Here is a 19,976-nt window from a genome sequence, read left to right as displayed (position 1 = left end):
GGTCCGGGCGGGCCTGGTGCGGGGGCGGCCGGCACCCTCCTGAGCTGGGCGATCAGGCCGCTGACGAGGCGATGTGCATGATCCACGCCGGCCGTGTACAGTAATGCCCCGTGCGGCCCGCCAGGGCGGCCCGAGGGTGGTGAAGCCACTGCGGGGCGACGGGGTAGGCTGAGCGAGTAAGTCCGGGTGGCGGAATGGCAGACGCGCTAGCTTGAGGTGCTAGTGCCCGTATAGGGCGTGGGGGTTCAAGTCCCCCCTCGGACACTCCCGCGTAGCATTCATGCGACGTTGTGCGGAGCGGTGGTTGAGCGGCTTCAACCACCCTCGTTGACTTTCTGTAAGCCCCTGATGGCCCTGCTCGCGGGGCGGTGGGCATCGTGAGTACCCCTGCTGCTTCCGCTGTCATTCCGGCTGTGGTTCTGCCCGGCCAGGTGGGTGCTGGTAGCGGAAGATCATCCACTGGAGCCGCCCGGCGGTCGCCTCTGCCGCTGGCGAGGCTTGCGGCTCCCCGCCGTGTTGCGCGTACGGTCTATGGCCTGGTGACGCTGGATTGTCATGGACGGATGGCCGACCGGACGGTGATGAGGGCTCTGGGCTGGGCTGCGGGCCGTCGCCTCGACATCCGGGAACACCGCGGGCTGATCATCGTGGCTGCCGACGAGCGGGGTGTGTTCGCTGTTACCAAGGAGGGGCGCCTGCGGTTGCCGGCCGTGGTGCGGCAGTGGTGTGGGCTCACCGCCGGTGACCGGGTGTTCCTGGCTGCCGAGCCGGACTGCTCCCGGCTCGTGGTGCATCCTCCGGCTGCGTTGGACGCGATGATCGCCCAGGCCCACCTGGCGGTTCTCGGTGGTGACGGCGCATGAGCGACAGCACGGCGGGGCGGGCCGAGTTGGACGCGGCGCGGCTGTTGCTGGCGCGGATGGGCATCTCGCCGGCTGATCTGGTCGAGGCGGCGTCCGCGCGGCCACCGGCACCGACGTTCGCCGAGTACGTTCCGGTCGTGTCGGCGGCGGTCACCGCGGGCACGAGGCGGGCGTACGGCTCGTACTGGAACCGGGTCGTGGAGCACTGGGGACAGCGACGGCTGGACGAGCCGTCCCCGTCGGAGATCGAGCAGTTGGCGGAGTACGTCAAGAAGCATGTGGTGGCCCGGCGTAACGCCCGTGGCGGGCGCAGCGCGGCGGAACATTTGATCGCGGCGTTGCGGTGTCTGTACAAGCGGGCGGTCGCCGACGGGTTCATCACTGCGGCGGACAATCCGGCGTTGAAGGTGGCCAAGCCGCGGCGGTTGCCGAGCACCCGGCGGGCGGTGGCGGACACCCGGCTGGTGGAGATCAACGCGGTGGCCGCCAGCACCGGTGATGATCCGGCGCTGGACAGCCTGCTGCTGCGGTTGCATACCGAGACGGCGTGCCGCCGGGGCGGGGCGCTGGCGCTGCGTCCGGTCGACCTCGACCCGGATCAGTGCCTGATCCTGTTGCGGGAGAAGGGAGACACGGTGCGGTGGCAGCCGGTGTCGCCGACCCTGATGAGGCACCTGCAACGGCATGCCGAGGACCGGCACGCCACGGGTACGGGCCAGTTGTTGCGGTATCGGAACGGTCAGCCGATCACCTACCGACGCTATGACCACCTGTGGGTCCGTATCGGTGAGCACCTGCCGTGGGTGTACGTGCAGCAGATCAGCACGCACTGGCTGCGGCACACGACGTTGACCTGGGTGGAGCGTAACTTGGGCTACGCGGTGGCGCGTGCGTACGCCGGTCACTCCGACAGCGGCGGCGATGTCGGCACCACCACGACCTACGTGCGAGCGAGCCTCCAGGAGGTCGCCGCCGCGCTCGCAGCCCTCACCGACGAGCCCCATCCCCTGGCGTAGCTACCGCAGAGGCGGGGTGGGTCTGGTCGTGAGGTACAGGCCCGCCCCGCCGCAGTGGACGCCGGTCTTCCGGACGGCACCAGGTGACGGCCAGCCGCTCCCGGAACGCGCGAACCGCGGGCCGGGTGGCGTGCGGCGCGGAGTGGGTCAGCAGTGAGCTGAGCCTGTCGAGAACACGCGTGGAGGTGGCAACCTCGGCGGCCATGTCGATCGCCTGGTGGCCGTCGGCGGCTGCTTGGTCCGGGTCGATGCCAGTAAATCGGGCTGCGCTGACGCCGATCTGGTCGAAAACGGCCGAGCGGGAGTAACCGGGCGGACGGGCATTGAGTGCGGCAAGGGCCTGTTCTTCTGCGTGTGCGGCGAGATCCGGGTGACGGACGGCCGCGTCCTGCCAAGCGAGGGCAGCGTTTCCGGCGAGTTCGGCTCGTCCGGTGTATGCCAGCAGGTCGTCACCGCCGGGGTCGCGTCGGCGAGCAGGTTCTCGGCCAGCCCGATCGCGTGCTTGAGTTCGGTGATCGAGGAGGGTCCGAGCGGGCCGAGCATCCGCGCACGCAGGTTCCACAGCATCGCTGCGGCGGCCGGATGCCGTCCGCGCGGTAGCAGCGCCAGGGCGGCGTCGACCAGCTGCAGTCCGGTGGCCGGGTGTCCAAGGTCGCGCATCTGCCGGGCCATGTCCGCGAGGAGGCTGACCTGCAGCAGTGTTGATCGTCGGTCGGTGGATTCGCGGGCGGCCTGTAGCCCGAGGGTGAAGTACCGCTGGGCGGGACCGGCCATCTGCACGTCGTGGCTCATCCAGCCGGCCATTCCGGCAAGCTCGGCGATCGCGGCGAGCATCCGGTTACCGACCGACTCGGTGTAGGACGCTACGCGCAGCAGGTCGACGGCGTGTTTGAGCTGCCCGACCGCGGCCTCGCGGCTCAGGCCGCCGCCGATTGCCGCATCTTGGGCGCCGAACGCGGCGGTGGCAGCCTCGATTCTCACGACGGTCGACATGGTCAGGCGTTGGGATGCCGGCGCGGAGCGGTCCGGCAACCGACCCGCAGGCCCGGTGAGCCAGCGCAGCAGCGGATCCGTCAGCGCCTCACCCACAGTGAACGCGATCGCGTCGGTCAGAAGTGCGCGCCTGGTCAGCATGTCGCTCCCGATGTAGGCGGCCAGCTCATCAAGCGTACGAGGGGCTACGCAGGGAACGAGGTGCGGTGCGGCCGGAGCGGCGCCGAACCGAGACTGAGGCCAGATCACCGCGACCGGGATTTCGACGCCCCAGGCCCGGGACAGCACCTCGGCGACCACCTCCGGCTGCCGGCATGTTCCACCGGACAGCCATCGTTTGACGCCCACATGGTCGTAGGACAGGTGAAGGCCGTACTCGTGCTTCCCGAAAGCGTTGACCGCTGCAGCGAACTCGTCGAGCGAAGTGAAGCCACTGCCATCGAGCAGAACCGCCAGGACCGGGTTGACGATACGTGAAGGCATTCGCATGACGTAGACCCTCGCATACGCGGAGTGACCGCGCTGCCCCGTCTACAGAGTATCGGCGACGAAATTGACAGTAGACGAACGCACCTTTCGCGCACCTTCCTGAGCACCCTTTACGGTCTGGCTAACCGGGTAGGCCCGGTGCCACGCTCAGTCATACGGCCGCCGCGACCGACGGCCGGAGATTCACCGCCGCACGATTGCTGACTGTGCAGGGCGACGACCTGTGGACCTCTGCAAGCGATGATCGCCACAGCGCCGCCCTATCGCGCCCACCGTCAAGGCAGCACCCCGTTGCACCAGCTCGCGCATGCGGCGGCCGACATCGCACAGGGCAGTCCGGACGTCCGAGCTGACACCGAAGGAGACCTGGTGGTAACCACGATCCCCGACCTCGACGGTCCAGTCCACACCGTGCTCGCTGGCGCAGACGTGCTCGATCGGGAGCAAGCCGAAGAGGCATCGAGAAAGTTGCTGCGAGCCCTTGGCGTCCCCGCAGACACCGAGGTCGGCCGCAACACCCCTCGACGAATGACCGACGCCCTGATCCAGTTACTCACCCCCCAGTCGTGGACGTTCACAACGTTCCCGAACGACGAGGGTCACCACGATCTGGTCCTGACGCGCGACATCGTGTTCACGTCGCTGTGTGCCCACCACCTACTGCCGTTCTTTGGCCGCGCACACGTCGGCTTCTACCCCGGAGAGAAGCTGCCCGGCCTGTCAAAGATCGCCCGGACGGTGGCGATGTTCGCCGCCCGGCTGCAGGTGCAGGAGAACCTCGGGCAGCAGATCGCCGGGTTCCTGGAGGAGCAGCTGGCATGCGACGGCGTCGGCGTGGTGCTCGTGGCCGAGCACCTGTGCATGACCCGCCGCGGTGTCCGCGCCGCAGGGGCGGACACGCTCACGGTCGCCACCCGCGGTCGGCTGAAGCGGGACCACTCTGCCCGCATCGAATTTCTCCAGTTGGCCGTTCCGTCGGGCAGGGCCGTATGAGCCGGCCCGCACCGGCCGGCTCGGCTCTCGTCGGGCGGGGGATCTACCGGATCGGCAAGATGTTCACGTTCGAGGGGGCGCACCAGCTGGGTGGGCTGCCCGAGGGACACAAATGCGGCCAGCTGCACGGCCACGGGTACACCGTAGAAGTCACGCTCGCCTCAAGACGGCTGGCCGGGCCCGGCTTCGTGGTCGACTTCGCGGAGCTCAATCTGCTGAAGCGGCATCTGGACAGCGAGTTCGACCACCAGTTCCTCAACGAGGTCGTCGACGTGGAGCCAACCAGCGAGAAGCTGGCGCGGGTGCTGTTCGACTGGTGCGCGGCCCACCTTGCCCTGCCGGACGGCGCGTTCGTCGAGGCCGTGCGGGTGCGCGAAACCGCGACCAGTTGGGCGGAGTACCGCCAAGACATTCCGTGACCGGGAAGGGAGCCGCCTTGTCTACCGCGATTACCGCCACGAACCGCCGGACCGCCGCACGGGTTGCGGTCGCCGACATCTTCTACTCCTTCCAGGGAGAAGGTGTGAACCTCGGCCGCCGTGCCCTGTTCGTGCGCCTCATGAAATGCAATCTGACCTGCGGATATCCCGGTATGCCTCGAACGGCGGATGCGGCCGCCGCTGGCGCGATGGTGTGCGACACCGAGTACACGTGGAACACAACCAAGCACGACCTGCGGGCCGCGCCGGCGATGAGCGCCGCCGAAATCTGGGATCAGCTGGTACGGCTCGACCCGGCTACCAGCGATCCGGGCCTGGCGCCGGTGGACCTGGTCGTCGTTTCCGGCGGCGAACCGCTGTTGCACCCCAGCATCGTCGTTGACCTCGCCCGGTCTGCGTCCGCCTCGGGCAGGGCCTTGGAGATCGAGACGAACGCGACCATAGCGCCGAGCGCAGCGCTGATCGCGGCCGGCGCGCGCTTCAACGCCGGTCTGAAGCTGGCAAGCTCCGCAGTCCCGTTCAGCAAGCGGATCAAGCCGCAGGTCATCGCGCAGTTACAGGCCAGCGGACGGGTTCGGTGGAAATTCGTGGTGACCGGCCCCGATGACGTGCAGGAGGTCGCCGGCCTCCAGCAGGAATTCGGCCTAACGGAGGTGTGGCTGTCCCCGGAGGGTGCCAATGTCGATGTGATCGTCGACCGGACGCGGTGGCTGGCCGACGTCGCGCTGACTCACGGCTGGAACCTCACCACCCGCCAGCACGTGCTGATCTGGGGTGACGAACGTGGCCGGTGACCGCACCCCCACCATGCTCGGCTGGGACGGCATCACCGCCACCGCTGACCGGATCGCGAGCGAGGTCCGGGCCGACAAGGTTCCCGACGTGCTGGTGGGCGTGCTACGCGGTGGCGTCATCCCGGCCGTGCTGCTCGCGCACGCCCTCGGCGTGCGCACGGTGCGCGCCGTAGAGGTTCTGCACACGACCGCCGACGGCGTAGACGCAGTGAAGTCGGCCGCGCCGCAGGTCGCCAACGCGATCAGCCTCGGCGACCTGACCGGCGCGGACGTGCTCGTCGTCGACGATATCGCTGGCAGCGGCGACACCGCTGCGCGCACCGTCGAGCTGGTGCGGACCGCCGGGGCTGCCCAGGTACGCACTGCGGTCTTCGTCGTCAACGTCGGCAACTGGCGCCGGACGCAGGACCCCGGGCAGGCGCTGACCTATATCGGGACCGTCATCGACAGCTGGGTGGTCTTTCCGTGGGAGCGCTCGTGAACGGAGCGGGCATCCGGTCCCTGCGCACATATGCGCCGAGGACCGATCGCGGCGGCCACAGCACACCGACCGGCACTCAATTCGGAAGGGAGGGCGGCACGCGATGACCCGTGTTTCCCTGTTGTGGGCGCTGCGTTCGCCGTGCAACCTCGGCTGCCGCTACTGCTACTTCGGCACCATTGAGGAGCACCGGGAAGCCATGCCGGCTCAACCCGGGATGCTGTCGCACCTGGCGCGCACCGATCTGGACCTGGCCACCATTGCCGCGTTCGTGCAGACCCTGCCCGCATCGCGCGTCGAGCGGATCTTCCTCGCCGGCGGCGAGCCGCTGATCTGGCCGCCGATCATGGAGGTGGTCGCCGGGATCAAAGCCGCCGGCGTTCAGGTGGTGTTGTGCACCAACGGCATCCCGCTCAACCGGCCGGAACTCGTCGAGGCGATCCTCGCCACCGGCGTCGACGCCGTGTCCGTCTCGCTCGACTCCGCCGACCCTGGCTACAACGACCGGTGGCGTCCGGCTCGCAATGGTGTGCACGGCCATCGGGACGTCGTGGCCGGCATCCAGGCCCTGGTCGCCGCCCGCGGCGCTGACCGGGTGCCACGCGTGGGCATCTACTCGGTGGTCACCCGGCAGAACATCGACACGGTCACCGAAACCGCCGCCCTGGCCGCTCGGATCGGCTGCGACTACTTCGTGCCGCAGCCGATCGCCCTTGAGCCGGAGCACGCGCTGCACCAGCAACTGTCGCTCACACCGTCCGACGCCGAAGCGCTGGCCGCAGCGCTCGCGCAGTTGTACGACGCGCCGCCGGTACAACTACCCGCGCCTGGCTATGCAGGTCAGGTCATCGACGCGGTCACCGCCGAGCGCCCCGGCTTCGTGCGCGGCTGCTTCGACGGGACCGACCTGTTCTTCATCGAGCCCGACGGCAGCGTCTGGGACTGCCCTTCCACCTTGAAGATCCGCGCCACCACGGCGGCCGACGGTCGGCGCTCGATCCGCAGCGCAAGCGCCACCATCCTGTTTGGTCCCGGCGGCCCCTGCGCCGACTGCCACCTGTTCTCCCCCGATTGCGTCAACATGTGGCCGCTGATGGGTTTCGCCCAGTTCCTGCCCACCGGTGTGCCGTCATGACGCCCGGCGATACGCGCCCCGCTGCCCCACCGGACGCCGCCGGAGTTGAGGAGGCCGTCGTCGCGGACCTTGCGCGTCTGCTCGCGCGGATGCCCGACCCCGCCGGGAGTGTGCATGGCGCGGCCCTGGAGCGGGAACTGGCCGCAACCACCGGGGTACGGCACGCGGTCGCGGTGTCGTCCGGCACCGCAGCGCTGCACACCGCGCTCCGCGCGCTCCACATCGGTCCGGGCGACGAGGTCCTCGTCTCGGCGCTGTCGGTGATCATGTCAGTAGCCCCGATCGTCCACGCTGGCGCCCGGCCGGTCTTCGTCGACTGCGACCCCACCGGCACCGACCTCGACTACAACGACCTCGCTCGGAAGGTCACGCCCTCCGCTAAGGCGCTCCTTCCCGTGTATCTCTGGGGCCGCCCGGGTGACCCGGCCCGGCTCGCCCGCATGGCGATGGATCATGGCCTGGCTGTCGTCGAGGACGCCTGCCAGGCACAAGGGAGCCGCGTTGGCGGCCGACTTGCCGGCACCATCGGAGATGTCGGCTGCTTCAGCCTCAAAGACGGCAAGGTGCTCTCGTCCGGAGAGGGCGGATATCTCCTCACCGACCGCGACGACATCGCCCAACGCGCCCGGTCCTTCCGCTCACACCAGCAGCCGTCACCGCCCGAAAACGGTCGTCCGGCCGAGGTCGGCTACAACTACCGGCTCGCCGAGCCGCTCGCCCTCATCGCCCGCGCCAACCTCGCACGCTTCCACACGCTGGCCGCTCGCCGTCGACACCAGTCCTGCCTGCTCGCCGAACTGCTAACCAGCACGCCCGGCATCGACGTGACCGACGTCCCGGCCCGTCGGGGGTGGAACGGCTACAACTTCCTGGCGACCGTGGCCCTGGACGAGCCCCGCGCGTTCTGCGAGCACCTTGCCCGTCGCGGCGTACCAAACAGCGTCGGCACGTTTGGCCTGATCCCCGCCGATCAGCGACCCGCCCTCGCCCCGTTCACCACCGCGCCGTGTCCCCACGCTGCTGCGGTCGTCGACCGGACTCTCGCTGTCGTCCTCACCGACCACGACGACGAGCAGCGCCTCGCCGGCTACGCACAAACGATCTCTCGTGAGGCCCGGCAGTGGAGACCGTGACCTGCGACGTCAGCCGGTCGTCGCGAACACCCCACCCGGGAACCGGGCCCACCGGCGCCGGCCGGTCACAAGGTGATGCCGCCGGCATTACAGCGGCACCTACCAAAAGGAGTGAGCGATGAGCGAGATCCTGCTCTTTTCCGCCGGGCTGGATTCCTTCCCGGCCTGGCACTACCTGGGCAAACCTCCGACCTTGTACTTCGATAGCGGGCACTACGGACGGCAGCAGGAGATCGACACCGTGCGGGCGCTCGCGGCCGCGCACGGGATGGACCTGGAGATCAGCAACGAGCTCGACCTGTCTCGCCGGGCCACCCCGCAGGGGGACCTGATCCGGTTCCGGAACGTGCTGTTCGCGATGCTCGCCGCGCTCCGCGCCGACGTGATCTGGTGCGTGGGGGTCAAGGGCGACCATACCGCCGACAAGAGCCCAGAGGCGTTTGCGCGGATGAGCGAGATGCTGACCGCGTTCGCGGGCCGGCCGATCCGGGTGGACAGTCCGTTCTGGGATATGACGAAATCGGAGATCGTCGCCTGGTACCTCCAGGCCGGGCTGCCCGTCGACGAGCTGCTGCAGACGTTCTCCTGCGCGACGCCGGGCACCGCGTTCACACACTGCGGCCGGTGTCCGAGCTGCTTGCGCCGGTGGATAGCGCTGACCAACAACGACATCACCGGACACTTCGCCTCCCCGCCGTGGGCCTGGGACCGGATCGGCACCTACTACCTGCCGGCGATGGCCAGCGGCGGCTACCCGCTACACCGCGTTGAGGAGTTCCGCCGCGCCATGGCCACCGTTGGCGCACTTCCCGAGCCACCCGAGGAGCCGCCGCTCCACTGACCCACTGACCGATGCCTCCGGCATCACCGATACGACGAACTTCTTACGCCATGGGAGGAACAATGAACGTCTCCGGCCTGCGGTTCGCCGCGAACATGTCCATCCTTTACGGGCACCTGCCTCTGCTGGAACGGCCGGCCGCAGCGGCTGCCGACGGCTTCGACGCTGTCGAGTGTTGGTGGCCGTTTTCCAGCCCGGTACCCGACGACCGGGAGACCGACGCCTTCGCTGCCGCACTCGACGCCGCCGGAGTGCGTTTGGTCGCGATGAACCTCGTAGAAGGCGACATGCGATTCGGTGACCGCGGGCTGCTGTCTAGCCCGCGCCGCCACGGCGAGTTCCGTGCTGGTATCAACACCGCAGTCGGGTTCACCGCGCGCACCGACTGCCGAATCTTCAACGCGCTGTACGGCAACCGGGAACCCGACGTCGACCCCGTCCGCCAGGACCAGCTGGCCCTCGAAAGTCTCGCTGCGGCCGCCACTGCAGACACGATCGGCGCCACGGTGGTGCTGGAGGCAATCAGCCTCCGAGAGGCCCCGGACTACCCGCTCGGCGACGCCGACGCGGCGGTGACGGCCGCCGATGCGGTCAACGCCGTGACCGGCTTGACCAACACCGGTGTCCTGTGCGCCTCTACCACCACGGCCGTGCGGGTGAGGATGTGCCCGCGCTGCTGCACCGGCACGCGGCCCGCATCGCGCACGTGCAGGTCGCCGACGACCCCGGCCGCGGCCGTCCCGGCTCGGGCACGCTGGAATACCCGGCCTACTTCGCAACCCTGCAGGACATCGGGTACCAGGGCTGGATCGGGCTGGAGTACGAGCCGGCTCGTGACCCCGCCGTCGACTACGACTGGCTGCCGGCCCGAGGGCTGACCTGATGACGTGGGCGGGAGTAGAGATGCCACACAGCACGGCGGCAGCCGACGCGCCGGCCGAGCCGTCGTGTCGGTTCGGGCCGCCGCGGGGACGCCTCGTCACGATCGAAGGGGTCTGGGGAGCAGGCAAGACCACGGCTGCCCAACTCGTTGGCGCGAGGCTCCGGCGGGCCGGGTTCACCGTCCAGGTGGTCCACTACGGCGGGGAGCCCGGCAGCATCGGCCGGCTGTCGGCGTTCCTCGAACGCTCCCCGCTGCGCGCACGGACCGGTCTCGGCGGGTACGCGCTGCCACATCACAGCGCCGTCGATGTGCTGCTGCGCCTGTGCCGCGAGGCCCATCACCACGTCCACTGCTTCCGGCCCGCCCTGGCTGTCAACGACATAGTGCTCGTTGACCACGGCGTCTACTCCAAGCTCGCCTGGGCGCTGGCGGTGCTAACCGAGACCGCACCCGACACCGATCCCGCCCGCACGCTGCAACGGCTACGGGCCGTCGTCGCGCCCTGGTTTTGTGAGCCCGACCTACCGGTGTTCCTCGACACGCCGTGGCCGCTTGCCCGGGAACGCGCGATCGCTCGCGGTCGCGGCGGTGGCGATCCCGCCGCTATCGAACGGCTGCTGTTCCTGCCCCGCTACACCGCCGCCTACCGGCAGGTTCTCGCAGGCCACGAGGACCGAGTGACCCGCGTGCGGGTGGGGCTGCGTGCCGCCGGCGCGGTCGCAGAGGAGATCACCAGCCGGCTCCTCGGCCCGCTGCGGGCCGCACCGCTTTCCCCGAGCGCCCTGGGGAGGGGATGAGGATGTCGTCGCTGCTCGACGCGTTACCGCATGACCGGCTGGTGCTGGATGTGTCCCTGTGGTCGGCCGATCTGTCCGCCCTCGGGGCTGAGGCCGCCCGGATTAGCCCGCACGCCGACCTGCTGCACATCGACGCCTCCGACACCAATTTCATACCGGAGCCGCTGTTCTTCCCCGACCTCGTGCGCGCGGTCCGTCCGCACACCGATCGGCCGCTGCACGTGCATCTGATGGCGCACCGGCCGGCCCGGCTCGCGTCCGCGTTCGCTGATGCCGGTGCCGACCTGATCACTGTGCATGTGGAAGCGACAGGCGCGGCCAACGCCATTCGGGCGATTCACGATGCCGGGCTGTCGGCAGGGATCGCGCTGATGCTCGACACCGATCCCCTCGACGTCCGTGGATTGCTCGCAGAAGTCGACGCGATCGTCCTGATCGGCACCCCCCTTGGCACCAAAGGCACAACCATGCAGCCCGCCGCCTTGACCAAAATCACCGCGATGCGGCGGCTGCTGGACGCCGAGCAGCGGCAGATCCCGATCATTGCCGACGGCGGCATCCGCCAGGGCACCGTCGCGTCGCTTGCCGCTGCCGGAGCCAACGGTGTGGTCCCCGGATCGTTGCTCTGGGCCAGCCGCGACCTGCCCGGCACCGCCGCATGGATTCGCTCCCACCAACCGATGCCGCCGGCATCGCCCGAAAGGCAGACCCCACTATGACCACCTCACCTGACCTGTCGGGCTGGACGGTCAGCCTCGACCTGTGGGGCACCCTCATCGTGCACGGCGACCGAACAGCCGTGACGGACTGGCGGGTAGCCGAGTTCACCCGCGTCCTGGACGCGTTCGGGCAGGCCAAGCCCGACCCCCAGATCCGCCACGCGGTGACTGCCGCCGATCGCCTCGCCCTTCACCGGCAGCGCCACGACGGCCAGCAGCCCAGCGTCGGCGACCTGCTGGCCGGGATCCTCGATCCGCTCGCCGTCCAGGCGACGGCGGAGATGCTGTCGGTCCTCGAAGTCGTGCACACCCACGCGAGTCTGCGCGGATGCCCGCACCCCATCGACGGCGCGCAGGACGCGCTGCGGGCGCTGGTCGGAACTGGTGCGCGGCTCGTGCTGACCTCGAACACCTTGTCGACCTCTCCCCAGGTGCACCGGCAGCTGCTTGACGACCTTGAGCTGTCGCCGTTCTTCGCCGACATGCTGTTCTCCGGGGAGCTCGGCATCGCGAAACCACGGCCGGAGGTCTTCGCCACGGTCGCCGAGCGCGCGCACACCACACCGGAAAGAGTGGTTCACGTCGGTGACGACTGGCTCACCGACGTCCGGGGCGCGTTGGATGCCGGCTGCCGGGCCGTGCAGTACCAGCCGACCGGTCGTCCGGCCCGACCTGGTGTCCTCGCCGTCGCCGCTCTCGACCAGCTCGTAGACGCGCTGTCTGTCGCCTGCCTGTCGAACGATGCCGACGGCATCACCCGAAAGGAAGACCCCCGATGACCACGATCGCGTCGGCCGCGTCGCTGAACATGCGGCCCGAGCATGACGCTGGTGCCGACTTCCTCCTGTCCGACCTCCTGGCCCGCCACCGCGACGGCGGGAACACGGTATTCGTCAGCGACGCCGTCCTGCGCCACGGCACCGGGAACGATCAGCTGCTCTACACCGCCCACCGCGATGTCCTGCCGCGCCGGCATGCGTTCGGCAGCGACTGGTTCGCCGACCTGGTCGAGTACCAACCCGGCGTGCTGCCCGGCGGGGAGCTGCACCGCTCGACCGGGCACTGGAACACCCCGGCGCAGCTAGAGGTCTTTCAGGCCTTGACCGGCCGCACGCTGATGATCACCGCCTGGCGGACCGCCGCCGGCCAGCCGGCTCTGCGATATCAGGAATGCCCCGCCGGTGCACTGGCAGTGATTCCCTTCGGCGGCTGGCACCTCACCCTCGTGCTCGACGGTCCGGCCACGGTATTCAACTTCTACACCGACCTGCCCGCCGCCGGACACCCGCCCGCTGAGCGGGTCGACCTCGACGCGGACAAGTACCGGCGCGCGCCGGCCGTCGAGATCACCGCCGTGCGGGTCGGCGACGAATTCCAGCTCACCGGTGCCGGACTTGCCGCCTGGGGCACCGCACAGCAGGCCGTCGAGCCCACCTGGTTGCGCCAGGCCCTCGGTGGCGCGAGCCTGCCGGAGTTCTACCGCACCGCGGAAGGATCCGCGCTCGCCGCGCTGGCCTGGCACGCGCACCGCCATCTGCCGGTGCACACGCCGCACCGTCGCGAAACGGAGAGCCGATGACCTACTCCACAGCTATCAGCCCGGCCTCGGTCACCACCAGCGGCTGCGCCGCGACGTTCCGGTGCGGCAACGCCACCGTCACCCTCCACACCGACAGCGCGCAGGCGCTGGCCGAGGCCCGGCGAATCCTGTACTCCTACGACGAACAACCCGCCGGGCCCGCGACCTGGTACATCTACCTCACCCTCGATCCAGACATCGAAAGCAGCGCCGAACCCACGACGGATGGGCGGCGCTTTGACATCGGCCCGCAGACCTACGCCTACGAAGTCGCGGACGGGCCGTTGAGCACATTTTGGGTGCCCGACCGGGGCACTTTGCTGCATGCCGACCAAAAGGCGAGGAAGATCGGGGTCCGGTGCGCGACGGCGGAGGCGACCGCGTTGTGGGCGCCGCGACTGGTGCGGCAGGCAATGACTGGGCAACTGCTGGCCGAGGGGATGGTCTACGTCCACGCCGCCGCCTTCGCCTTTCGCGAGCGTGGCATCCTGATCGCCGGCCACCGCGGCCGAGGGAAGACGACCACCCTACTGGCCGGGCTGCATTACCTCGGCGGCGACTACGTGACGAACGACCGGCTAATGCTGCACGGCAACGACAACAACCTGAATGGTTACCCCTGGCCGATGCCATTGCGCGCCGGGATCGGCACGCTCGCCGCCCTGCCGCACCTGCGCCATCGTGTCCCCGCCGGACAGCGGGCGTTGACGACGGACGAGAAGTGGAGCTTCCCACAGAAGATCGTCATCGAGCCGGATGACTTCTCTGACCTGCTACACAGGGGCGGGAAGGTCGCCAGCCGGATGACCCCGTCGGTGATGATCTGGCCGCACTTCGACCCCAGTCGCACCGGCGTCAGCGTCGAGCGCGTCGACCCCGACGAGGTGCACCAGACGTTGCTCGACACCCGCATGTTCATGCACGACCCGGCGCGTGGCACCAGCGCGCACATCAACCAGTGGCTCGTGCCCGGCCCTGCCGACGAGGTCACCGACGCCCACCTGCTAAGCACCGCCGCCATGCTGGCCACGCGGCCCTGCTACCGCGTCCACGCCGGCACCGACCCGGCCGCCCTGGCCGACGCCGTCGGTGCACTCCCCGACGCCAGGGAGCCCCGATGACCGCCGCGCCCGCCACTTTCTTTCCCGACACCACCAGCTGTCCTCGGGCGTACCGGCTGCTGCGCGCCGCCTGCGAACCCCCCGGTACCGCAACCGACGTCGGCCTGGCCGACGAGGACATTCGGCCGCTCGGCGATGTGCTGGAGTACGCCATCGTCGCCAAGATGCTATGCCTCTTCGCCGATTGCCTCGACCGCCACGGCCACACGGCGAGCCTGGCCCGACCGATGCAGCAGTTCCTACGCGGGCAGCGGCGGCTCAACACCCACCGCTGGCGTATGCACCACCGGGAAGCCGCCCGCGTCATCACCGTCCTTACCGGCCGTGGCATCCCGGCCGCCGCAATCAACGGGATCGCACACGCGAGCCTGCTCTACCACGGCGACGGATCCCGCCAGTCCAGCGACGTCGACATTCTCATCCCCGCCGAGGCCACCGACGACGCTGTGAACGCCCTAACCGGCTGCGGCTACTACGCCACCGGGCGCCGGTCCACAGCCCTGCACCGGGACTTCGACGATCCCGTGGTCCCCGGCCTCACCCTCGACCTGTGCACACGGCTGGCACATACTAGCGAACCTGCCGACATCACCTCCGTCCTCGCCCGCCGGACACCTGCGCCGCAGCACGGTGCGGATCTGGAGCCGTTGCCGATCCTGAGCCGCAATGACGGGTTTCTGCACACTCTGGCCCGTATCGCCGCGCAGCGCCGCTGGCCCGCGCTGGCCGACGCGCTGCGGTACAGCGCCCACAGCGCCGCCCCGACGGCTGCAGCCACCGTGGTGGCCGTGCCGGCGCAGACCGGATGACAGTTGCTGCGCTCCTGCTGGCCACAGCTGCCCGAACGGCCGCCGCTGCCCGAAACCACTGGACACCGGCGATGATCGTGCAGTTGGCCGGGCTGCCCGGCACGGGCAAGAGCTCACTGGCCGCTGCGCTGCACGCGCACCTCGGCCACGGCCTGGTGCTCGACAAGGACCACGTCCGGGCCGCGCTCTACGCGGCCAGCGGCCAGGTCACCTACAGCCGGGACCAAGACGACTTCGTGGTCTCCCTGCTGCACCAGGCCGCCCACGAGTACCTGAGCCGGCAGCCGGACGCCACGGTCATCCTTGAACGCACCTGCACCCGCCGCTACCAGATCGACGCCGTGGTCCGACTCGCGGCCGGACTGCACCAGCCGTTGGCAATCATCAGATGTTGGTGCCCCGAGCCTGTGGCGCGTGCCCGCCTCGACGCCGACCAGCAGCACGGCCAGCACCCGGCTGCCAACCGCGACTTCGCCCTCTACCAGCGGCTGCGGGCGACTGCTGACCCCATCACCGTCCCGGCGCTGCACCTGCGCACCGACACAACAGCGGCGCGGACCCTCGCCGCCGCCGTCGACTACCTCCACGACATAGCCGCACCACCCGCTCAGGGAGACGCCATCCGATGAAGATCGACCTCGCCGTCATGCTTGACGTCGCACGCGACGCCGTGCGCCGCGGCACCCGGCGGCTGAAGACCCAGGCCGTCCAACAGGTCGTTACCAAAGGCGACAGGGACGTGGCCACGGACCTCGACCACGCCATCGAACGCGAGATCCTCACATTCCTGGCCGAGCGCACGCCCGGCATCGACCGGTTCGGGGAAGAGTCGGGCGGCAACCCGGCCACCCCGCACCGGTGGGTCCTGGACCCGGTCGACGGCACCCTCAACCTCGTCCACGGCCTGCCGCTCTACGGCGTCTCCCTGGCGCTGACCGACGGCATCCAGCCACTGCTCGGCGTGATCAGCCTGCCCGCGCTCGACCGCACCTACTGGGCGGCACCCGGCATCGGCGCCTGGCGTGACGGGCACCCGATCGCACCGTCAACCGTCAGCGGCCTGCCGGCCGCAATGATCGCAATCGGTGACTACGGCACCGGCGACGACGCGCCGGAACGCAATGCTGTCGCCGTCGCCCTGCACACCGCGCTCGCGCCGGTCGCGGAGAAGGTACGCATGCTCGGCTCCGCAGCCGTCGACCTCGCGCTCGTCGCGGACGGCACCCTCGACGCCAGCATCACCCTGGGCAACCGGGACTGGGACATGGCCGCCGGCGTCGCGATCGCCCGCGCGGCGGGCGCGGCCGTCATCGACACCGACGGCAGCCCGCACGACAGCCGGTCGCTGACCACGATCGCCTCCGCACCCGGACTCACCGGGGCCCTCCTGCACATCCTGACCACCGCCACCACCGGAACTCGATACGTCAGAAGGGCCGCCTCATGCTGATCGCCTTCGAGGGACTGCCCGGCGCCGGGAAAACCACCCAATCCCGCGCCCTGGCCGCGCACCTCTCCCAGCGCGACGCCGCCGTCACATACCTGCCCGACAACCTCACGCGCGACGCCGAACCGCTCGGCCAGGCCCTGCTGACCTTGTTCGGCTCCGGCGACCCGTTCTCCCGGCACGACAGCGTGCTCACCGACACCTACCTCGCGGCCGCGATCCGCGCCGACACCTACACCACCTACATCGCCCGCGTGCTCACCGCGGGGAGCACCGTCATCGAAGACCGCGGCCTGCACACCCTCTACTCCTACAGCCTCGCCGGGCTGCTTCAGAAACACCGGACCCCACCGGACGAGGCGATCGCCTGGCTGCAGCAGGTCGGCACGTTCGCCGGCCCAGCCGCCCACCGGTCAGTGTGGCTGCGCCTTCCCCCCGACGACGCCATCGCCCGCGCCGAGCAGCGGCAAGGCCACCCGTACACCGACGAGCAGCGTGCGTTCCTGCGCTACGTCCACGACGCCTACACGGCCCTCGCCGAGAGCAACCCCGACCTACGTGTCGTCGACGTCAGCGGACTCGGCACCGACGACGCGCACCATGCGGTGCTCGCCGCCGTCGCCGACCTGACCCCATCCGCCGTCGTCTTGTCCACCATCTCGTGACATCCCTGGCCGCGTCACGCGCTCGGCGGCGAAGCCCGACCACTACGGTCGGTCCCCTACAGTCCGTTTCGTTCCATCAACCTGGAGCCGAAGATCCCATGCCTGTCCCGCTCATCGACGTCCCCACTGGCCTGCTCGCCGAGCTCCGCCGCGTACGCGCCGGTGCCGACAACGACCGTGACGCCGCGCTGTCGACGCTGGGTCTACGTCCCCTCACCGGAGGAATGCAGAACGACCTCTACCTGTGGACGTCTCCACACGGCGACGACGTGGTAATTAAGCTGTACGTCAAGACCGACCGGCAGCGCATGGAGCGAGAGTGGGCCGCCCTGACCCTGCTCGCCCCGCACCAGCTCGGCACCGTCCCCGCCCCGCTATGGCGCGACGAGGCACCGGTCGAACCCGCGATCGGCATGACCCGGCTCCACGGCAAGCCACTGATCGAGGCCGCGGACCAGCTGGCTGCCCTGCGCGCCCTCGCGCACACCACCACGCAGCTACAGGCCGTACCCCTGACCGGTCTGCTGGCCGGACTTCCCCGGATCGACACCGGCGAGCACTACATGGTCCGCCTGACGCAAGCGTGGCCGGAGCAGCTGGCCGGCCAGCCCGACGACCCGCTCACCCCTGCCATGCAGCAGCTGCTCGCGGCATGGCAGCGCAGCGGCGACGCGGCCCTGGTCACGGCGCCAGCCATGCCGGTCCTGTCTCGCGGTGACGCGAACCTGCTCAACTGGATGACGACCGATAACGGCGCTGCCTGCGTCGACTTCGAGTACGCCGGCTTCAGCAACGTTGCCTTCGACGCCGCTGACCTCATCGAGCACATCTCCGGCCGCGCGGTCCCGGACAGCATCTGGACGCAGCTGCTGCCCGACCTCGGCGTCACCGACGCAAACCGACGCCAGTTCACCGCAAACCAGCGCACCTGCGCCCTGCGGTGGCTGGCGGTCTTGTGGAAGCAGCGCGACCGCCGCCGCGAGGAGTTCACCGTCCAGCACGAGCGGGTCGAAATGCTTTACAACAGCACCAACCCCTACGCCTGATCCCCGCCCCAAGGCCCTGGCCAGCCGCGTTCACGCGGACCTCATGGTCCGCGTGAACGCCTCCTCCCAGACGGGCAACACATGCGCATAGTCGTGGGTCGCAGCCAGGTCACGAGCCGCCTGCGACATCCTTGCCAGGCGCGAAGGATCCTCGCGCAGCAGCGCGATCCGGTCGGCAAAGCGCCGGGCCACCGCCGGGTCCGCAGGATCCCCGTCAATCAGAAAACCCGTCACGTCGTCCACAACCCGGTCCGGCAGCGCGCCCGCCGGCGAACACACGATCACATCGCCTGCAGCGGCGGCCTCCAGCGCCGCTATGCAGCAGGTCTCCGGGTACGTGGTGGGATACAGATAGAACTGCGCGGTCAGCTGCAACTCGACCAGGTCAGGCTTCGCGACCCGCCCCAGGAACCGCACGCCGTCCGCCGACATCGAGGCCGCGCGCCGGTACAGATCTCCCGCACGCCGCTCGTCCTCGTCTGCGGTAATCCCTCGCAGCAGGTGACTCGACGCCACGAACAGCTCCGCGCCTGGATGCGCCCGACGAATGGTAGGCCACATGTCCAGAAGAGGCTCCAATCCGCGTTTCGGGTTCGCGGCGTGTAAAAACCTCCCCGGCGCCTTGGGTAACCTCCGGGCGTAGTGCGACATGTCCAACCCATCGGCAGTGACGACCCAATTCGCCGTTTCGGGATAGCCAAAGCCGTCCAGGTAAAGGCGTCGCTGAAATTCAGAGAACGCAATCAGGACGTTGATGTCGTCGTTTAGAACCTGATCCAGGAGGCTGTCGTTCGGCGTCTTCAACCCCAGCTTTGCCACCCTGACGGGCGCGTTGAATTTTCCGGGCTCAACCCGCTTCGTGCGCACCCAGAACATGATTACGTCCCGGTGCTCTTCTTCACGCAAGGAGGGTAAAGGAAGCCAGCGCACCCCCTGGTCCTCGACACGGGGACAGTCGGCGAAAACCCGCACATCATGTCCCCTCGCTGCGAGGCCACGGGCGGCAAGTACGAGCGCGGTCTCGTTGCCACCCAGACCTTTGCTTTCCAGGTCGGACGGCTGCACGGGCAGATACCCCGGGTGTGCGATATCGATCTTCATGAGACTCCAAATAGACGGTACCCCGCTCTACAAACGCCTCCGAAGCGCCAGTTTCCTCGATCGAGGCGAGATTGACAGCAGGTTACACATTAAGGGACCGGGGCGCAACGCTCCCGGGGAGTACGTCCTTCTCTAGGAGACGACCACGAACGTTGTCGTGCTCGACCTTGACGATACGCTCGTCGACGACATTCGCGCCACCCGCGAATCAGTTACCCAGGTGCTTGCTTCGGAGAACCTGGCCGCAGATTCCACGGCAGCGGATCAGGCTATGTCGTATATCCGCAAGATATGGGCACGGCATCCCCATCGCCATACCGGGCCACTCACCTCCGTCAGCGGCTGGGAAGTGCTATGGCTGCCAGCCACAGGCGCCGGGCTCCCTACGGCCGTGGCGGAATCGCTGCATTCGCACGAGATACGGGTGTGGGCAACGATCATTGAATCGCTGCGCGGCGATCCTAGTCGGGCGGCCGTGGCGGCCCGTACCTTCCGAGCATGCCGCCGTCGCGCTCTCCGGCTGTTACCAGAGGTCGGGGCCGGGCTAGAGCTGCTTGCGCGGAATCATGCGCTGTGGGTGGCGACCAACGGTCTTCCTGCTCAGCAGTGCATGAAAATCGCAGCCACCGGG

23 protein-coding genes, 1 tRNA gene and 1 pseudogene are annotated in these 19,976 nt (G+C 69.1%); 23 read left to right on the top strand and 2 right to left on the bottom strand.

Annotation, left to right across the window (positions count from 1 at the left end; all coding sequences use genetic code 11):
- Positions 1-180 precede the first annotated feature (180 nt).
- From LPU43_RS09650 to LPU43_RS09640, 3 genes are all read left to right on the top strand, one after another.
- Positions 181-264 (top strand) — tRNA-Leu (locus tag LPU43_RS09650).
- Positions 265-563: 299 nt separating this feature from the next.
- Positions 564-863, top strand: coding sequence for an AbrB/MazE/SpoVT family DNA-binding domain-containing protein (locus tag LPU43_RS09645; RefSeq protein WP_229399933.1), 300 nt, complete (start codon positions 564-566; stop codon positions 861-863).
- Complete coding sequence (locus tag LPU43_RS09640; RefSeq protein WP_229399932.1) at positions 860-1,879, top strand: tyrosine-type recombinase/integrase; 1,020 nt, start codon at positions 860-862, stop codon at positions 1,877-1,879. Before LPU43_RS09645 ends, LPU43_RS09640 begins: the two co-directional genes overlap by 4 nt.
- A gap of 147 nt (positions 1,880-2,026) precedes the next feature.
- On the opposite strand, the gene LPU43_RS09635 is transcribed toward LPU43_RS09640, so the two are convergent.
- The gene (locus LPU43_RS09635; protein ID WP_229399931.1) at positions 2,027-3,361 is read right to left on the bottom strand and encodes an NsdA family TPR-like regulatory protein; all 1,335 of its coding nucleotides are present in this window, start codon (positions 3,359-3,361) and stop codon (positions 2,027-2,029) included.
- A gap of 240 nt (positions 3,362-3,601) precedes the next feature.
- Between LPU43_RS09635 and folE the strand changes: the two genes are divergently transcribed.
- The 19 genes and pseudogenes from folE to LPU43_RS09545 all read left to right on the top strand — a co-directional run bounded on the left by folE (position 3,602) and on the right by LPU43_RS09545 (position 18,244).
- On the top strand, positions 3,602-4,354 hold the full coding sequence (gene folE / locus LPU43_RS09630) for a GTP cyclohydrolase I (protein ID WP_229399930.1): 753 nt from the start codon (positions 3,602-3,604) through the stop codon (positions 4,352-4,354).
- Entirely contained in the window at positions 4,351-4,773 is a 423-nt protein-coding gene (locus LPU43_RS09625; RefSeq protein WP_229399929.1) for a 6-pyruvoyl trahydropterin synthase family protein, read from the top strand. Before folE ends, LPU43_RS09625 begins: the two co-directional genes overlap by 4 nt.
- Before the next feature lie 17 nt (positions 4,774-4,790).
- Entirely contained in the window at positions 4,791-5,588 is a 798-nt protein-coding gene (locus LPU43_RS09620; RefSeq protein ID WP_229399928.1) for a 7-carboxy-7-deazaguanine synthase QueE, read from the top strand.
- Positions 5,578-6,069, top strand: coding sequence for a phosphoribosyltransferase (locus LPU43_RS09615; protein ID WP_229399927.1), 492 nt, complete (start codon positions 5,578-5,580; stop codon positions 6,067-6,069). The genes LPU43_RS09620 and LPU43_RS09615 overlap by 11 nt, the downstream gene beginning before the upstream one ends.
- A 103-nt stretch (positions 6,070-6,172) precedes the next feature.
- Positions 6,173-7,204 (top strand): radical SAM protein, encoded by a 1,032-nt coding sequence (locus LPU43_RS09610; RefSeq protein ID WP_229399926.1) that lies wholly within the window; start codon positions 6,173-6,175, stop codon positions 7,202-7,204.
- The gene (locus tag LPU43_RS09605) at positions 7,201-8,337 is read left to right on the top strand and encodes a DegT/DnrJ/EryC1/StrS family aminotransferase (protein ID WP_229399925.1); all 1,137 of its coding nucleotides are present in this window, start codon (positions 7,201-7,203) and stop codon (positions 8,335-8,337) included. Before LPU43_RS09610 ends, LPU43_RS09605 begins: the two co-directional genes overlap by 4 nt.
- Positions 8,338-8,455: 118 nt before the next feature.
- Complete coding sequence (locus tag LPU43_RS09600) at positions 8,456-9,178, top strand: 7-cyano-7-deazaguanine synthase (protein WP_229399924.1); 723 nt, start codon at positions 8,456-8,458, stop codon at positions 9,176-9,178.
- Positions 9,179-9,189: 11 nt separating this feature from the next.
- A pseudogene (locus tag LPU43_RS28545) lies at positions 9,190-9,714 on the top strand (TIM barrel protein); the annotation flags it as partial.
- Positions 9,715-9,806: 92 nt separating this feature from the next.
- Positions 9,807-10,061 carry a TIM barrel protein gene (locus LPU43_RS28540; protein ID WP_306416125.1) on the top strand — a complete coding sequence of 85 codons (255 nt, stop codon included), beginning with the start codon at positions 9,807-9,809 and terminating at the stop codon, positions 10,059-10,061.
- A gap of 20 nt (positions 10,062-10,081) precedes the next feature.
- A complete protein-coding gene (locus LPU43_RS09590) occupies positions 10,082-10,858 on the top strand; it encodes a dTMP kinase (protein WP_229399923.1) in 777 nt (258 codons plus the stop codon).
- 2 nt (positions 10,859-10,860) lie between these two features.
- The gene (locus LPU43_RS09585; RefSeq protein WP_229399922.1) at positions 10,861-11,577 is read left to right on the top strand and encodes a ribulose-phosphate 3-epimerase; all 717 of its coding nucleotides are present in this window, start codon (positions 10,861-10,863) and stop codon (positions 11,575-11,577) included.
- The gene (locus LPU43_RS09580; RefSeq protein ID WP_229399921.1) at positions 11,574-12,356 is read left to right on the top strand and encodes an HAD family hydrolase; all 783 of its coding nucleotides are present in this window, start codon (positions 11,574-11,576) and stop codon (positions 12,354-12,356) included. Before LPU43_RS09585 ends, LPU43_RS09580 begins: the two co-directional genes overlap by 4 nt.
- Complete coding sequence (locus tag LPU43_RS09575; RefSeq protein WP_229399920.1) at positions 12,353-13,156, top strand: hypothetical protein; 804 nt, start codon at positions 12,353-12,355, stop codon at positions 13,154-13,156. Before LPU43_RS09580 ends, LPU43_RS09575 begins: the two co-directional genes overlap by 4 nt.
- Entirely contained in the window at positions 13,153-14,277 is a 1,125-nt protein-coding gene (locus LPU43_RS09570) for a hypothetical protein (protein ID WP_229399919.1), read from the top strand. The genes LPU43_RS09575 and LPU43_RS09570 overlap by 4 nt, the downstream gene beginning before the upstream one ends.
- Complete coding sequence (locus tag LPU43_RS09565) at positions 14,274-15,086, top strand: nucleotidyltransferase family protein (protein ID WP_229399918.1); 813 nt, start codon at positions 14,274-14,276, stop codon at positions 15,084-15,086. The genes LPU43_RS09570 and LPU43_RS09565 overlap by 4 nt, the downstream gene beginning before the upstream one ends.
- Before the next feature lie 71 nt (positions 15,087-15,157).
- A complete protein-coding gene (locus LPU43_RS09560) occupies positions 15,158-15,715 on the top strand; it encodes a P-loop nucleotide/nucleoside kinase family protein (protein WP_229399917.1) in 558 nt (185 codons plus the stop codon).
- The gene (locus tag LPU43_RS09555; RefSeq protein WP_229399916.1) at positions 15,712-16,536 is read left to right on the top strand and encodes an inositol monophosphatase family protein; all 825 of its coding nucleotides are present in this window, start codon (positions 15,712-15,714) and stop codon (positions 16,534-16,536) included. Before LPU43_RS09560 ends, LPU43_RS09555 begins: the two co-directional genes overlap by 4 nt.
- On the top strand, positions 16,530-17,198 hold the full coding sequence (locus LPU43_RS09550; RefSeq protein ID WP_229399915.1) for a dTMP kinase: 669 nt from the start codon (positions 16,530-16,532) through the stop codon (positions 17,196-17,198). The genes LPU43_RS09555 and LPU43_RS09550 overlap by 7 nt, the downstream gene beginning before the upstream one ends.
- 98 nt (positions 17,199-17,296) lie before the next feature.
- Complete coding sequence (locus LPU43_RS09545; RefSeq protein ID WP_229399914.1) at positions 17,297-18,244, top strand: phosphotransferase family protein; 948 nt, start codon at positions 17,297-17,299, stop codon at positions 18,242-18,244.
- Between the two features lie 30 nt (positions 18,245-18,274).
- Here the strand turns inward: LPU43_RS09545 and LPU43_RS09540 are convergent, their stop codons facing one another.
- A complete protein-coding gene (locus tag LPU43_RS09540) occupies positions 18,275-19,345 on the bottom strand; it encodes a glycosyltransferase family 4 protein (RefSeq protein WP_229399913.1) in 1,071 nt (356 codons plus the stop codon).
- A gap of 157 nt (positions 19,346-19,502) precedes the next feature.
- On the opposite strand from LPU43_RS09540, the gene LPU43_RS09535 reads away from it, so the two are divergent.
- On the top strand, positions 19,503-19,976 hold a 474-nt coding region (locus LPU43_RS09535; RefSeq protein ID WP_229399912.1), incomplete at its 3' end, for a hypothetical protein.

The organism is Micromonospora okii, from assembly GCF_020884795.1.
In the GTDB taxonomy this organism is placed as follows: Bacteria; Actinomycetota; Actinomycetes; order Mycobacteriales; family Micromonosporaceae; genus Micromonospora; species Micromonospora okii.
Note: the sequence above shows the minus strand (reverse complement) of the source record. Positions and strands in the feature narration are given on the sequence as shown.

What these genes read in the sequence shown, in the direction of transcription:
- LPU43_RS09645 (WP_229399933.1), top strand. Translation starts at nt 564, where the DNA reads ATGGCCGACCGGACGGTGATGAGGGCTCTGGGCTGGGCTGCGGGCCGT.
- LPU43_RS09640 (WP_229399932.1), top strand. Translation starts at nt 860, where the DNA reads ATGAGCGACAGCACGGCGGGGCGGGCCGAGTTGGACGCGGCGCGGCTG.
- LPU43_RS09635 (WP_229399931.1), bottom strand. Translation starts at nt 3,361, where the DNA reads ATGCGAATGCCTTCACGTATCGTCAACCCGGTCCTGGCGGTTCTGCTC.
- folE (WP_229399930.1), top strand. Translation starts at nt 3,602, where the DNA reads ATGATCGCCACAGCGCCGCCCTATCGCGCCCACCGTCAAGGCAGCACC.
- LPU43_RS09625 (WP_229399929.1), top strand. Translation starts at nt 4,351, where the DNA reads ATGAGCCGGCCCGCACCGGCCGGCTCGGCTCTCGTCGGGCGGGGGATC.
- LPU43_RS09610 (WP_229399926.1), top strand. Translation starts at nt 6,173, where the DNA reads ATGACCCGTGTTTCCCTGTTGTGGGCGCTGCGTTCGCCGTGCAACCTC.
- LPU43_RS09605 (WP_229399925.1), top strand. Translation starts at nt 7,201, where the DNA reads ATGACGCCCGGCGATACGCGCCCCGCTGCCCCACCGGACGCCGCCGGA.
- LPU43_RS09600 (WP_229399924.1), top strand. Translation starts at nt 8,456, where the DNA reads ATGAGCGAGATCCTGCTCTTTTCCGCCGGGCTGGATTCCTTCCCGGCC.
- LPU43_RS09590 (WP_229399923.1), top strand. Translation starts at nt 10,082, where the DNA reads ATGCCACACAGCACGGCGGCAGCCGACGCGCCGGCCGAGCCGTCGTGT.
- LPU43_RS09585 (WP_229399922.1), top strand. Translation starts at nt 10,861, where the DNA reads ATGTCGTCGCTGCTCGACGCGTTACCGCATGACCGGCTGGTGCTGGAT.
- LPU43_RS09580 (WP_229399921.1), top strand. Translation starts at nt 11,574, where the DNA reads ATGACCACCTCACCTGACCTGTCGGGCTGGACGGTCAGCCTCGACCTG.
- LPU43_RS09575 (WP_229399920.1), top strand. Translation starts at nt 12,353, where the DNA reads ATGACCACGATCGCGTCGGCCGCGTCGCTGAACATGCGGCCCGAGCAT.
- LPU43_RS09570 (WP_229399919.1), top strand. Translation starts at nt 13,153, where the DNA reads ATGACCTACTCCACAGCTATCAGCCCGGCCTCGGTCACCACCAGCGGC.
- LPU43_RS09565 (WP_229399918.1), top strand. Translation starts at nt 14,274, where the DNA reads ATGACCGCCGCGCCCGCCACTTTCTTTCCCGACACCACCAGCTGTCCT.
- LPU43_RS09560 (WP_229399917.1), top strand. Translation starts at nt 15,158, where the DNA reads ATGATCGTGCAGTTGGCCGGGCTGCCCGGCACGGGCAAGAGCTCACTG.
- LPU43_RS09555 (WP_229399916.1), top strand. Translation starts at nt 15,712, where the DNA reads ATGAAGATCGACCTCGCCGTCATGCTTGACGTCGCACGCGACGCCGTG.
- LPU43_RS09550 (WP_229399915.1), top strand. Translation starts at nt 16,530, where the DNA reads ATGCTGATCGCCTTCGAGGGACTGCCCGGCGCCGGGAAAACCACCCAA.
- LPU43_RS09545 (WP_229399914.1), top strand. Translation starts at nt 17,297, where the DNA reads ATGCCTGTCCCGCTCATCGACGTCCCCACTGGCCTGCTCGCCGAGCTC.
- LPU43_RS09540 (WP_229399913.1), bottom strand. Translation starts at nt 19,345, where the DNA reads ATGAAGATCGATATCGCACACCCGGGGTATCTGCCCGTGCAGCCGTCC.